Consider the following 13,133-nt stretch of genomic DNA (forward strand, 5'->3'; position numbering starts at 1 on the left):
CCCGACAGGCACGACTACTCGTGCGACACGTCACCTTGAACGAAGGCAAGCACGTCGGCCTGATGGCTGCGCGACACAGGCAGCGACTCGCCATTGGCGAGAACAACCTCCAACTTGCCCGACCGGCGGACGACACGGTCGAGGCCGGGTCTGTTGATCCAATGCGACCGGTGAAGCTGGACACCATCGAGATGGCGACATTGATCCATCGCATCGCTCAAGCGCATCAGCAACAGCTCCGAGCCGGTATCGGTTCGGACCCGGACATAGTGCCGCTCGGAGGAAAGCGCCCAAAGCGTTCCGGAGTTCTCGGGAGAGAGCCGCCTCAGGAATTCCGGCGGGCTCCAGGCATCTGCATGGCGCCGCATCTCATCCCGCGCACCTTCCGGCGCGGGCGTTGGAATTCTTGGGATGCCAGCGGCAGCTGTCTCGATTTTTTCATCCCACCAAGGGTAACTGAGCACCATCCAAAGCATCGAGCCGAGCGAGGCGTGCAGGATGACCGCCGCCGGATAGGTGCTCCGCATCCACGCGATGAAGTCGGCACGCGTCGCTTCGGCTCCACCTTCCAGTGACATAAGCCCGCTGATCCAGATCAGGATCATCGCAAGCGCCGTCGAAGGTATTGCTGCGAGGATGCACCCGATCAGCGACGCCGTCCTGGTCGTGCATCTTCCACCGCAATAGCGCGTGCCGAGCAGCGCTCCGGCAGTTTGCAGTGGCAGGGCAACCGCGATCATGATGGTCGACTGCAGCGCCAAAGTGCGGATGGACGCCAAATCGTCGAAGGCGCCGATGGCCCGCGAAAGTGTCAGGATGAGAAATGCCACGGCAAATACCGTTGCGTGATGCCGCCAGAATTCCTTTTCGTGAAACACAGCCACGCGCCTCACCTTGCTCCGAACAGGTGTCAAAGAACGTGCGATCCGTGGTAACATTTGGCCACCCGCACTGCACGAAATGACACGCTGACTACACGAGCGGTGCTTCATCGGCACCCTGGCGAGCTCAGAACTCAGGCCTCAGGACTCAATGAGATCGGACCAGGTCTCTCTCACGGCACCACTGAAACTCCGCGAAACCGGCAGTTCGGTGCCGTTCTCTAGGATAACCATCAGGCTGCTTCGCGCCGCCTTGACCTTGTCGACCGCATTCCGGCTCACCCAATGCGATCTGTGGATGCGCATACCGAGATCGTTCGGCAGCGAAGCTATGGCCTCCGAGAATGGCATCAGGACAAGATCCTCTCCGGCCTCGGTCCTGACGCGAACGTAGTGTTGCTCCGCAGACAGAGCGAGCAGGCGGCCGCGTTTCTGTACCGGCAACTTCCGCAGGAGGTGTGCCACATCCGCAGACGCTGCCTCTTCGTTTTGCCTGTCTTGTTCTGCAGTCCCGCGTGCTCCCTGCAGATGCTCGACCCACCAGCGGTAGTTCAACAGCATCCAGAACAGCGTTCCCAGAGTGGCGAACAGCAGGAACACGTAGTGCAGCCGTGACGAAACGTTCTGAAAGAACTCCTCCCGGGTTTCGACGATGGCCTCTCCGGTTGGCATCACACCGGCAACCCAACTGATCGTCGGGCTGAGCACCGATGCGGGAATAGCCGCGACGATACATCCGACGATCGCGCAAAGCCAAAGCGGCAACTTTGCGCCGAACATGGACATTGCGGTCGATGCAAAGAGCGTTTGGAAGGGATAGGAAACACCGACCAGGATGACCGAATGGACGAAGGTGTCGAAAGGGTCGCGCTCCTCGCCGACGGTTCCGATCGTACGCGAAGCCGTCAAAATCAGAACTGCCACGGTGCAGACCAATGCACTGTGGAGCCAAAGATTATCGGTCGATTTGCGGAGGTTTCCCACCCTCCCTCCGACGGAGAAATGCACCTGGTGGTCGAATGATGGGATTTATTGTCGCACAAGTTGCACTGCGGCCAAAGCGGGATTGGTTGCCGATCTGGTGCTGTTGGGCTGCGGAAACGTGTTCTCCAACTCCAAGTGAGTCATGGACTTCATTGGAGCGCGGGATAAAAGGGTTGCCGCATTCGGCACTCAAGCAATTTTTGTGACGGTCTTTGTGTCGCCGCACCTCTGCGCTTTGTGCGGCAATGATGCGACCAACGCCCTGGCATTGCGGGGCTGGTTGAGCGGGAAATTTGGATTTGGCTCCGGTTGCGGCGCTATTTGCGATGTAAGATGGGACGGTAAGGGGCTTTCACGCCGCAGCGATCAGAGTGTAGCCGTGCAGTTATCGAAGCAAAATCAATCACCTAGGCAGGCAGTGCCCCATCCCTAACATCTTGCGCTCTGATCAGGTGTGCTATCGGCGGCTTCTGACGAGGCGTCAGCTTTCCCCCTCGGCTGCACTCGCTACCCACCAAAGTCATGCAAGATAAAAGGGCTGGCACGGCCGCCAAGCTGGTGGTTGTCTTGGACCGCCTTTTTTCGTGCCAGCGCAAGACCATCCGTGCCGACCCTCGATGCAAGTCGCTTAATCGCGGCCTTTCCTACAGTGCCAGAGGGCTTTGGTCTCCGATCGAAGCCTCGCGAGCGACCGACGACCCACCGGCAACGCACCAAATCGGCTTCGCCGTGCGCCTTCCTCCCCGCGATGCGACCCTTCTACGCCGCGAAACGCCTTCGGGTGCTGGGTCGCACGCCGCATGCTCCCCTCATGTCGGGGGCAGGACACAGAGCTTCGGGAAGCAACGTACCTCCCGCCACCGCCGCGGGTCCTCCGGGCACGCGGGCGGGGCCCCGCCTAACTGCACCTGCCTCCTTGCGCGAACGTCCCGATCCGGCGACCTGAAACTGGCCCGAGCTCTGGCCCGACAGGCAGCGAGGGAAGATCATGCGCGCGACATCGAAGGCTGACAGCACACCGAAACGGCGGGCGGCGATCTATGCCCGATACTCGACGGACCTGCAGAGCGAACGATCCGCCGAGGACCAGATCGCACTGTGCCGGGACTTCGCCGAACGGGAGGGGCTAGCAGTCACCGATATCTACCGCGACGAGGCACGCTCCGGCGCCTCGGTACTTGTGCGCGACGGCCTACTCGACCTACTCGACGCTGCGCGCCACGGCCGGTTCGAGGTCGTACTGGTCGAGGCGCTCGACCGGCTGTCGCGCGACATGGAAGACCTGGCCGGGCTGCACAAGCGCCTCTCCTTTCTCGAGATCGAAATCCGCGCCGTCCACGAAGGCGTGGCGAGCACCGTGCTTGTCGGCCTGCGCGGCCTAGTCGGACAGCTCTACCGCGAGGAAAATGCCTTGAAGATCCGGCGCGGCATGTCCGGGCGGGCGAAGGAGGGACGCAGTCCGGGTGGCCTCGCTTATGGCTACGAACCCGTGTCGGGCGACATTGGCGCTCGGCGGATTGTCGAAGTGGAGGCCGATGTCGTGCGCCGCATATTCACCGAGTACCTTGCCGGCAAGTCGCCCCGCGAGATCGCCCACCGTCTGAACGCAGACCGTGTTCCGGCGCCAAGGGGCGCGAGATGGAACGCCTCTACCATCAACGGCAACGCCACGCGTGGGAACGGTATCCTGCAAAACCCACTCTACGCCGGGCGGCAGGTGTGGAACCGCGTGCGGATGGTGAAGGACCCAGACACCGGCCGCCTCGTCTCTCGCCCAAATCCGCCCACGGAGTGGGTGGTGACTGAGCTGCCCGATCTGGCCATCGTGACGACCGAAGTCTTCGAGGCGGCCGGAAAGAGGAAGGCGGCGCGCGCCATCGCGGCACCAGGGGACCGGCGCCGTCCGCGCCACCTCCTTTCCGGGCTTCTGCGGTGTGGGGCCTGTGGGGCGGGGATGTCGACAAATGGCAAGGACCGCAGCGGCCGCATCCGCTGCTCGGCGCATAGCGAGAGCGGCTCCTGCCCGAACCCACAGACTTTCTACCTCGATCGGATCGAGATAGCCGTCCTGTCCGGACTGAAGGCCGAACTGCGCCATCCTGAAGTTATGGCCGAATATGTCCGCACCTATCATGAGGAGCGTCGTCGCCTCACGGCAGACGCCATCAAGGGCCGCGCAAGGATCGAGCGGCGCCTGACCGAGATCGAGCGCGCGTTGAAGCGACTTGTCGATGCCATCTGCGACGGCTCGGACGTGATCCAGCAGCTAGAGCCGCAGTTCCTCGCATTGGAGAAAGAACAGGCGAAGCTACGCGCTAAGCTTCAGGAGGCGCCAGAGCCCCCGGAGGTCATCGGCCTGCACCCCGCCACACTGAAACGCTACGAAGGGCAACTCGCGCAACTCCAGGTCGCTCTCGCCAAAGGCATTCGCGCGGGCGACACCGAGACGGCTCAAGCCATGCGTGAGTTGATCGACACCGTGACCGTCTCACGGGATCCGTCACGCAAGGGCGGCGTCGAGGTAGAGATTGCCGGAAGACTGACCCACCTGCTCGGCCCGAAGGCCTTTCCGCAGGGCGTCAGGGCAGTGTGGGGTGCGATGGTAGCGGAGGAGGGACTTGAACCCCCGACACGCGGATTATGATTCCGCTGCTCTAACCAACTGAGCTACTCCGCCAGAGTGGCGGTTGATTAGAAGAGGCCTGCAGGCGGGTCAAGCGGGAATTTCCCGAAACTGCCCGCGACCCCGGGCTCACCTTTCGGGCGCGCCAGGGCACGCGGCCCCGCCGGCCATCCGCGCGACCCACGCTTGCGAAACAAGTGCTGCCCCCCTGGCACGGCCGGACCGAAAATACCTCTCGGGGGAGCGCGAGGGGGCAGACAGCCCCCTCGCTCCATGCGCGGGCCAGTTTTCACATAGAATGGCGATTGGCCCGATCGCCCGTCGCCCCACGGGCCAGCGCGTCAGGCACACCAAGGGTGGCGCGGCGGGCCCGAAGCCCTTACTTCACGATCACCTCGTCCTTCACGAACATGTTCGCCCAGGCGCGATCCACCAGTTCCGGCGTCATCTTGTAGGGCAGCCCCTCGAAGTCGCAGACCGAGATCATCTGGTCGATCAGGAAGACCGGCTGGTAATTCGCGAAGACGTTCTTGATCGTCGGGTACTTGGTCTTGAGCAGGTGCACGAGGCTCTTTTCGCAAAGCTGCATGCGCTTCTTGCGGGCGACGAGGGCGAAGATCTTCAGGAAGTCCTCCTGGCTTGGGCCGTCGATCTTGATCTTGAAGAAGATCCGGCGCAGCGCGGCCTGGTCGAAAATCTCGTTGGGGTGGAAGTTCGTCGAGAAGATCACCAGCGTGTCGAAGGGCACCTCGAACTTCTCGCCCGATTGCAGGGCGAGGATGTCCTTCGATTCCTCGAGCGGCACGATCCACCGGTTCACCAGCTTCTGCGGCGGTTCCGCCTGGCGGCCGAGGTCGTCGACGATGAAGATGCCGCCGGTGGACTTGAGCTGCAGCGGCGCCTGGTAGGTGCGCGCGGTCGGGTTGTAGACGAGATCGAGCATGTCGAGCGACAATTCACCCCCGGTGATCACCGTGGGGCGCTCGCAGAGCACGTACCGCGAATCGTAGAGCACCCGGCGGCGCAGCTGGGTCGGGTCCTCGCGCTGCTCCTCGGCCTCGGAATGCACGATCGGGTCGTAGACGGTGATGACCGAGCCCGCGTATTCGATGGCGCGCGGCACATAGATCTTGTCGCCCATCGCATCGCGGATGCCGTTCGAGATGGAGGATTTACCGTTGCCCGGCGGCCCGTACATCAGGATCGAGCGGCCCGAGGTCACGGCGGGGCCGAGATTGCCCAGAAGCTGCGGCGGCAGGATCAGGTGGCCCATCGCGTTCGACAGCTGCTCGCGGGTGATCTGGATGTTGCGGATCGACTGGCGCTGCACCTGGTCGCGGTAGACCTGCAGGGGCACCGGCATGGCGCCGTAATATTCCGACTGCGCCAGCGCATCCATCGCCCGCGCCTTGCCGCTGTCGGTCAGCTGGTAGCCCATCTCGGAGCTGCCGCCTTCGGAGCGGTTGCCCATCGCCTCGAGCAGGTTCTGCCCGCGCGCGTAATCGATCAGTTCCTGCGTGATCGGCACCGGCAGGCAGACGGCCTTGGCCAGTTCGCTCGCGCTGCCGGTGTTCTTGCGGAAGATCGTCTTGATCACGATGTCACGCATCATCACCATCGACAGCTGCATTTCCTGCAGCCGTTTCGGCGGCGGTGGCGCCATGACGCTCGACGATTGCATGTTCATTGCTCAGCGATCCTTTGCCCGTATCTATCGTGCAAAGATGACCAATTCTTTATGGCGAGAGCTTGGCCGCGGATTGGCGTTTTCGGCGAAATCGCACGGCTGCGGGGCGGCCTTGGCGCCGTCCGTCAGGCGCCGTAGACGGCCCCCATCCCGAGATAGAGCGCGAGGGCCCCGCCAAGCGCCAGACCCATGGGAAACTTGGCGCCCGAATGCCAGCTTGCCCAGTCCGGCGCGAGCCGGGTGAGGGGTGTCGCCCGCGCGGTGCGATGCGCCACGAAGGCTGCCAGAAGCACCGCCGCGAAGAGCAGCATCAGAAGCCGCAGATCGCCCAGATGGATGAACGGCGCGGCGGCGGCGGCGAATTTCGCATCGCCCGCGCCCATCACCCCCGCGGCATTGAGCGCGATGCCCGCGACCAGCACAACGGCGAAATGGGCATAGCGCCAAAGATAGGTCTCGACGGGCAGGGCGATCAGCCCGATGGCGGCGAAGACCGCGAACAGCGCGATCACGGTGGGATTGGTGATCTTCATCCGCGCCATGTCGGTATAGCAGGTATAGAGGCACAGCGGCACCACGAAGGGCAGGAACCACAGCGCGGCCGAGGCGTCGATGGACATGGGCACGGGTCCCTTCGGGCTAGTTCGTGCCTTCGAGCGCGTCGAGGCTCGTGGCGGCCGCTTCGAAATGCTGTGGATGGGTTTCCAGCGCATCGCGCAAAAGAGCCTTGCCGGTCTCGACATCGCCCTTCTTGATCGCCGCCAGCGCCAGCGTGTGCAGCAGCTGGGCACGTTCGATCTGGCTCATCGGGATCACGGGGATGCTGTATTCGCCGCGCGCGGCCCGGGCCAGCATCAGGTTGTTCTTGGCCGTGAACAGCGAGGTGTCCTGCCGGATGGCATCGGTGAAGAGCCGCTCGGCCGCGGAATATTCGCCGCGCGTCAGCTTGGAATATCCCCAATTGTTGAGGATGCCTGCAGGCTGCGTCGTCAGCCCCAGCGCCACCTCGTAGAAGCTGTCGGCGCGTTTCCAGTCCTCGCCGACATCGGCGACCATCGCTTCGAGCTTGTAGCGTTCGAAGGTCTCGTGGGTGGGCGGGATCGCGTCGAGCGTCTCTTCCGCGCGGTCCCACTCGCCCGAGCGGATCAGCGCATCGGCGAAGGCCACCCGGTCCTCGTTCCCGGCCTCGTCGTGATCGACCACGTTGGACCAGGCCGCGACGCCCTCGGGGACGCGCTTGGCGCGGATCAGCGATTTCGCGAGGCCGCGGCGATGTTCGATATTGTCAGGCGCGTCCTTGAGGGCCCGGCGGAAGTAATCCACCGCCTCGTTGGGATCGGCCACGGTCAGCATCACGTCGTTGAGACCCGTGCCGTCGATCGCGTTCACGCCCTGGAAGTTGCGATCCACGATCTCGGCCTCGCTCGCGGTGTCTCCGCAGGCCGACAAAACGAAAACCCCTGCGGTGCAGAGGGCGAAAATCCGGGAATGGCGCATTTGCTGCGTCCTTGTCCTGCTTCTGCCTCGTCACTCGGTCGATATGAGCAGGAAATCCCCCTGACCCCGTCGCACGAGCTTAAATTCTTGTTCTTGTTCCTCAGCATAGACCGTATTTTCGATTTTTGCGAGCGCCAAGCGAAGATTGTCGCGAATTGAGTCGTTTTGGCCATTGTCGAGCGCATAGGCCCGCCGGAAGGTCGCCGCCGCTTCGGCCTCCTTGCCGCGCTCCATCAGCACAACGCCGAGATTGTTCCACATCTCGGGGCTGGCCTCGTCCTCCTCAACTGCCTGGCGCAGCAACCGTTCGGCCTGGTTGAGCCGCCCGAGCGCGAGGTTGGCCGAGCCGAGCCCCGACAGCACGTCGACCGTCAGGCCGATCTCGGCGGCGGCGCGGGTATAGGCCTCGAGCGCCAATTCGGGCTCCTGCGCATCCATCAGGCGATGGCCGACGATGAGCCCGCCCACGCTTTGCCCCTCGGGATCGATCTCGGGGGCGAAAAGCTGGCCTTCGGGAATCTCGGGGCCGCCCGGAGAACAGGCGGCCGCGAGAATGGTGATGATGGCAAGGCATCCCGCGAGGGGCGTGCGCATATGGTCTAGTTCCCACCGGTCATGTTGGTGATGCCGACGACGGAAGGGCCCACGAGGATGATGAGCAGCGGCGGCACCGTGAACATCATTGTGACCAATGTCATCTTGGTGGGCAACTTGTTTGCCTTCTCCTCGGCGCGCATCACGCGCTTGTCGCGCATCTCGGCGGCATAGACCCGGAGCGCGTCGGCGACCGAGGTACCGAAGGTCTGGGACTGGTTCAGAACCGTCACGAAGGAGGACACGTCCTGCACGCCGCAGCGCTCGGACATGTCGTTCAGGACGGTGGATTTGTCCTTGCCCGCCTTCATCTCGTAGCTGACGAGCTGAAACTCGTCGGCGAGGTAGGGGAAGGAGGGGCGCAGTTCCCGCGCGATGCGGACGATGGACTGGTCCATGGACTGGCCTGCCTCGACGCAGACCAGCATCATGTCGAGCGCATCCGGAAAGCCGTCCTGGATCTGCTGCTGGCGTTCGCCCGCGCGCTTGTTGACCCAGTATTTCGGCAGGTAGTAGCCGCCGCCGCCGGGGCCCAGCACGTACATCACCATGTCCTGCGTCGTGGCCGCATCGCCCAGTGCCAGCGTGTAATAGGCGGTGCCGAGCGCGAGGCCCAGAAGACCCAGCGCGAATTGCGCGAAGTAGTAGATGCGCACCGCTTCCTTCGACGCGTAGCCCGCCTGCAGCAGCCGCATCCGGACCGTGCCCAGTTCCTTTTCATCCTGCGGTTCGAGGAATTGCGCGTAGCGGTTGAGCTTGTCGCTTTTCGCCTTCTCGCGGAGGACCTGCTTGGTCTCGGCCTGCTGGCCGCGCTTCTCCATCGCCTTGAGCTTGTCCATCGGGTCCGGCTTCTGCGCCAGCATGATGGGAATGCAGGCCAGCAGGAGCAACAGACCGATCCCGCCCACGAGGATCATCGGGGCGGCGGGACCGAGCAGGTCGGTCATCATGCCATTCAGTGCAGTGATGGTGTCCATGATGGCCCCCTCAGACCTTGATGTTGACGAGCATGCGCATGATGAACAGGTTCAGCGCGAGGAAGATGGCGACGATGAAACACGCCGGGATGAACCACGGGTGGTCGAGCACGTTGTCGTAGTAATCGGGCTTGGTGACCTGGATGAACACCAGCGCCATGACCGGAAAGCCCGACAGGAACTTGCCCGACCATTGCGCCTCGGCGGTGATCGCCTTCACCCGGCGGAAGAGCCGGAAGCGCGCGCGGATCACCTTGGCCAGACCTTCGAGGATCTCGGCGAGGTTGCCGCCCGATTGCTGCTGGATCGACACCGCCACGGCGAGGAAGCGCAAATCCTGCATGTCGAGCCGTTCGGCCATGTGCTTCAGCGCCTCGCCGATATCGCGGCCATAGGCGCTTTCGTCGGCGATCACGCCGAATTCGGTGGCCAGCGGGTCCTGGATTTCCTTCGAGACGATCGAAATCGCCGAGGAGAACGGGTGGCCCACGCGCAAGCTGCGGACCATCAGCTCGACCGCGTCGGGCAGCTGTTCCTCGATCAGCGCGAGACGCTTCTTGGCCTTCGAATTGACCCAGAAGAACACGCCGCCGACGCCGAAGCCGATGCCCATGGCGACGCGAATGGCGAGCCCGGCCTCGGTGGTGATGGTGAGGCCCACGAAGGCCACGACGGACACCCCGACCATCAGCATGATGAGCTGGTTGGGCGTGAACGCGATGGCGGCCTTTTGCGCGCGGTCGGCGAGCATGGAGTAGAGCGGCACGCCCCGGTTCTCCATGTGCTGGTCCATCTCCTTGCGGAGCTTGGCCAGCACCTCGTCGCGGCGCGCGCCCTTGTCGAGCATCTGCAGCCGGCGGTTCACCCGGCTGTTGAGGCTGATCGATTTGCCGAAGGCGACGAGATAGACGCCCTCGACCAGGATCAGCACGCCCGCGAAGATCGCGCCGTAGATGATGAATTCTGCACTCAGCATGGATCAGTCCCCCCGGAACGGTTCGTAGATCGAGGGCGGCAGATCGTAGCCCCACATCTTGAAGCGCTCTGAATAATGGCTGCGCACCCCGGTCGCGGTGAAATGACCGAGGATCTTGTTGTCGGGTGTCAGGCCCACCCGCTGGAAGCGGAAGAGCTCCTGCATGGAGATCACTTCGCCTTCCATGCCGGTGATCTCGGTGATCGAGGTCATCCGGCGCGAGCCGTCCTGCAGGCGCGAGGCCTGCACGATCAGGTTCACGGCCGAGGAGATCTGGCTGCGCATCGCCTTCAGCGGCATGTCGATGCCCGCCATGGCGATCATGTTCTCGAGACGCGCGACACCGTCGCGGGCGGAGTTGGCGTGGATCGTGGTCATCGAGCCGTCATGGCCGGTGTTCATGGCCTGCAGCATGTCGATCACTTCCTCGCCCCGCGTCTCGCCGACGATGATCCGGTCGGGACGCATACGCAGCGCGTTCTTGAGGCAGTCGCGCGGCGTGACCGCGCCCTTGCCCTCGACGTTGGGCGGGCGGCTTTCCATCCGGCCCACATGGGTCTGCTGCAGTTGAAGTTCGGCGGTGTCCTCGATGGTCAGGATCCGTTCGCTGTCGTCGATGAACGACGACAGCGCGTTGAGCGTCGTCGTCTTGCCCGAACCCGTACCGCCCGAGACGATGACGTTGAGGCGCGTGGCCACGGCGGCCTGCAGGTAGACCGCCATCTCTTCGGAGAAGGCACCGAAGGACACCAGGTCGTCGATGCCGAGCTTGTCCTTCTTGAACTTACGAATGGAGACGAGGCTGCCGTCGATGGCAATGGGCGGCACCATCGCGTTGAAACGCGAGCCGTCCTGCAGGCGGGCGTCCACGTAAGGGTTGGATTCATCGACACGCCGGCCCACGGCGGACACGATCTTGTCGATGATGCGCATCAGGTGGCGCTCATCCTTGAAGGTGATGTCCGACAGCGACAGCTTGCCGTTCTGTTCGATGAAGATCTGCTGCGGGCCGTTCACCAGGATATCCGAGACGGTGTCGTCCTTCAGAAGCGCCTCGAGGGGCCCGAGGCCCTTCACCTCGTCGTAGAGCTCCTGGTTGAGCTGCAGGCGTTCCTCGCGGTTCAGGACGATGGATTTTTCCTGCAGGCTCTCGACGGTGATCGCCTGGATCTCGGCGCGCAGATCGGCCTCGCTCGCCTGGTCGAGCGCAGCGAGGTTGAGGTTGTCGAGAAGCACGCGGTGCAGTTCGAGCTTGATCTCGCCCATCCGCTCCTTGCGCTTCTTCTCCTTGTCGCCCGCAACCGGTCGCGCCGCCGTGTTGGGCTGCACCTTGCGCATCGAAACCGGCTTTTCCACCGGTTTCTCGACAGGCTTTTCGGCGGCGGCCGCCGCCGCGGCGGCTGCGGCGGGCGGGGCTGCGGTGGCACCGGATTTCTTGTAACGGGAAAACATCTGCGGGCAGCTCCTTAGGCAGCGGCGGCGTCGGTCTGGCCGATCTCATGCAGCGAGAGGGCGAGTTTGGCGATTTCCTTGCGCAGCGGGTTTTTCGCCGCCTGCAAGGCCAGGGGCAGGCCGTGATCGCAGGCCTGCGCGATCTGCTTGCCGCCATCGGGCAGGAACAGATCCATCTTGATATCGAGGCTTTCGGCCATGCGCTTGGCGCGGCTCTTGCCCTGGAGATCGGTGAATTTCGGCGCCCGGTTCAGCACGAAGCGCAACTTCTCGAAGGGCAGATCCTCCGATTGCAGCGCGCGCTTCAGCCGCAGGGTGTTCTGCGCCGACCGCATGTCGAGTTCGATCATCGCGAAATAGACCTGCGCTGCTTGCAGCACGGTTTCCGACCATTGCGTGATGGCCGAGGGCATATCGACGATGACGTAATCGAAATGCTCGCGCGCGAGCCCGAGCAGCAGGGTGACATCCTCCTGGCTCAGCATGTCGAGCGGCAGCAGGTCCGATGGTGCGGTGAACACCTCGAGCCGGTCCTCGTAGGATTGCAGCGCCTGCGCGAAGGTTTCCTGGTCGAGCTTGCCGATATCGGCGAGGATCTCGATGATCGTCTCCTTTCGGGGCAGGTCGAGATAGGTCGCGACCGAGCCGAATTGCAGACCGAGATCGAGCAGGCAGACCCGCGGCGCCTTGTCCTTGTCCTTGGTGACGTTGGCGAGCTCCCAGGCGAGGTTGACCGCCATGGTGGTCGCACCGACGCCCCCGGCCATGCCCTGAACGGCCAGCAGCACGCCGTCGCCGTCGGAATTCAGCTTGGAGGCGCTGGCGCCGGGTTTCGCGCCCGAATCGGCCACGAGCTGCGGCGCTTGCGGCGCCTTGAGCCGCTCCACCGCCGCGGCAAGCTCGCCCTCGGGCAGCGGGTAGGGTACGAATTCGTCGGCGCCGTTCTTCAGCAGCCGGTGCAGCGTGGCCGGGGTCACATCCTCGGCGATCAGCACCACCTTGACGCCGCGGGCCTTCGCCGCAGCGATGATCGACATCAGCTGATCGGCGTTTTCCTCATCGGTGTCGTCGATGGCAAGTGCAACGAATTCAAGGGTTTCCGCCTCTGTCTGGCCAAGAAAGGCCAGGGCTTCGGCAAAGCCCAGATCCCCCCAGGCTTCGCCGAGAAGGGCTTCCATGTCCTCGATCAGAAGGTCGAAAATCTGCACGTCGCGGCTGATGGTGCAGGCCACAATAGGTGCGGTTTCTGCGAGTGCGTCTGCGTCTGTCCCCGTACTCATAAACTCATCGTCCTTTGCCTGTCTCGGATCGACACGGGGCAGGGACGCAGTTGTCCTGCGCGCGCCCACCTCGTCCGATCACAGGGACCGGCGGGAAAGATGCCCCGACGGTCCTGTCGCTATGATGAGAAGATCGCAGTCAAAGGCGGCAACATTTGGACGAAAAAACCGTAATTGTACGG

The 13,133-nt window shown here is 63.5% G+C and carries 11 protein-coding genes and 1 tRNA gene; 1 reads left to right on the forward strand and 11 read right to left on the reverse strand.

From position 1 onward, the window contains the following. Window positions 1–14 precede the first annotated feature (14 nt). The gene (locus tag BW990_RS04400; protein WP_159441608.1) at window positions 15–884 is read right to left on the reverse strand and encodes a LytTR family DNA-binding domain-containing protein; all 870 of its coding nucleotides are present in this window, start codon (window positions 882–884) and stop codon (window positions 15–17) included. 138 nt (window positions 885–1,022) lie between these two features. Further along, window positions 1,023–1,805, reverse strand: coding sequence for a LytTR family DNA-binding domain-containing protein (locus BW990_RS04405; protein WP_143526078.1), 783 nt, complete (start codon window positions 1,803–1,805; stop codon window positions 1,023–1,025). A 1,048-nt stretch (window positions 1,806–2,853) separates the two neighbouring features. Between BW990_RS04405 and BW990_RS22530 the strand changes: the two genes are divergently transcribed. Beyond that, window positions 2,854–4,509, forward strand: coding sequence for a recombinase family protein (locus BW990_RS22530; RefSeq protein ID WP_076446334.1), 1,656 nt, complete (start codon window positions 2,854–2,856; stop codon window positions 4,507–4,509). Here BW990_RS22530 and BW990_RS04415 read toward each other — a convergent pair. The 9 genes from BW990_RS04415 to BW990_RS04455 all read right to left on the reverse strand — a co-directional run bounded on the left by BW990_RS04415 (window position 4,466) and on the right by BW990_RS04455 (window position 12,951). Beyond that, a tRNA-Met gene (locus BW990_RS04415) sits at window positions 4,466–4,542 on the reverse strand. The genes BW990_RS22530 and BW990_RS04415 overlap by 44 nt on opposite strands. A 325-nt stretch (window positions 4,543–4,867) precedes the next feature. Next, window positions 4,868–6,175 (reverse strand): P-loop NTPase family protein, encoded by a 1,308-nt coding sequence (locus BW990_RS04420; protein ID WP_076445442.1) that lies wholly within the window; start codon window positions 6,173–6,175, stop codon window positions 4,868–4,870. Between the two features lie 125 nt (window positions 6,176–6,300). Then, window positions 6,301–6,795, reverse strand: a complete 495-nt coding sequence (locus BW990_RS04425) for a prepilin peptidase (protein ID WP_076445443.1) — start codon at window positions 6,793–6,795, stop codon at window positions 6,301–6,303. Between the two features lie 19 nt (window positions 6,796–6,814). Then, on the reverse strand, window positions 6,815–7,672 hold the full coding sequence (locus BW990_RS04430; protein WP_076445444.1) for a tetratricopeptide repeat protein: 858 nt from the start codon (window positions 7,670–7,672) through the stop codon (window positions 6,815–6,817). Window positions 7,673–7,702: 30 nt separating this feature from the next. Continuing rightward, entirely contained in the window at window positions 7,703–8,266 is a 564-nt protein-coding gene (locus tag BW990_RS04435) for a tetratricopeptide repeat protein (RefSeq protein WP_076445445.1), read from the reverse strand. 5 nt (window positions 8,267–8,271) lie between these two features. After that, window positions 8,272–9,243 carry a type II secretion system F family protein gene (locus BW990_RS04440; RefSeq protein ID WP_076445446.1) on the reverse strand — a complete coding sequence of 324 codons (972 nt, stop codon included), beginning with the start codon at window positions 9,241–9,243 and terminating at the stop codon, window positions 8,272–8,274. A 10-nt stretch (window positions 9,244–9,253) separates the two neighbouring features. After that, window positions 9,254–10,219 carry a type II secretion system F family protein gene (locus BW990_RS04445; protein ID WP_076445448.1) on the reverse strand — a complete coding sequence of 322 codons (966 nt, stop codon included), beginning with the start codon at window positions 10,217–10,219 and terminating at the stop codon, window positions 9,254–9,256. A 3-nt stretch (window positions 10,220–10,222) separates the two neighbouring features. Continuing rightward, on the reverse strand, window positions 10,223–11,671 hold the full coding sequence (locus BW990_RS04450) for a CpaF family protein (RefSeq protein WP_076445449.1): 1,449 nt from the start codon (window positions 11,669–11,671) through the stop codon (window positions 10,223–10,225). A gap of 14 nt (window positions 11,672–11,685) precedes the next feature. Next, window positions 11,686–12,951 (reverse strand): AAA family ATPase, encoded by a 1,266-nt coding sequence (locus BW990_RS04455; RefSeq protein ID WP_076445450.1) that lies wholly within the window; start codon window positions 12,949–12,951, stop codon window positions 11,686–11,688. Window positions 12,952–13,133: the final 182 nt, after the last annotated feature.

The organism is Roseivivax lentus (assembly GCF_900156805.1).
GTDB classification, from domain to species: Bacteria; Pseudomonadota; Alphaproteobacteria; order Rhodobacterales; family Rhodobacteraceae; genus Roseivivax; species Roseivivax lentus.

Excerpts from the sequence above, each read along its gene's own strand:
- BW990_RS22530 (WP_076446334.1), top strand. The coding sequence starts at position 2,854 with ATGCGCGCGACATCGAAGGCTGACAGCACACCGAAACGGCGGGCGGCG.
- BW990_RS04420 (WP_076445442.1), bottom strand. The coding sequence starts at position 6,175 with ATGAACATGCAATCGTCGAGCGTCATGGCGCCACCGCCGCCGAAACGG.
- BW990_RS04425 (WP_076445443.1), bottom strand. The coding sequence starts at position 6,795 with ATGTCCATCGACGCCTCGGCCGCGCTGTGGTTCCTGCCCTTCGTGGTG.
- BW990_RS04430 (WP_076445444.1), bottom strand. The coding sequence starts at position 7,672 with ATGCGCCATTCCCGGATTTTCGCCCTCTGCACCGCAGGGGTTTTCGTT.
- BW990_RS04435 (WP_076445445.1), bottom strand. The coding sequence starts at position 8,266 with ATGCGCACGCCCCTCGCGGGATGCCTTGCCATCATCACCATTCTCGCG.
- BW990_RS04440 (WP_076445446.1), bottom strand. The coding sequence starts at position 9,243 with ATGGACACCATCACTGCACTGAATGGCATGATGACCGACCTGCTCGGT.
- BW990_RS04445 (WP_076445448.1), bottom strand. The coding sequence starts at position 10,219 with ATGCTGAGTGCAGAATTCATCATCTACGGCGCGATCTTCGCGGGCGTG.
- BW990_RS04450 (WP_076445449.1), bottom strand. The coding sequence starts at position 11,671 with ATGTTTTCCCGTTACAAGAAATCCGGTGCCACCGCAGCCCCGCCCGCC.
- BW990_RS04455 (WP_076445450.1), bottom strand. The coding sequence starts at position 12,951 with ATGAGTACGGGGACAGACGCAGACGCACTCGCAGAAACCGCACCTATT.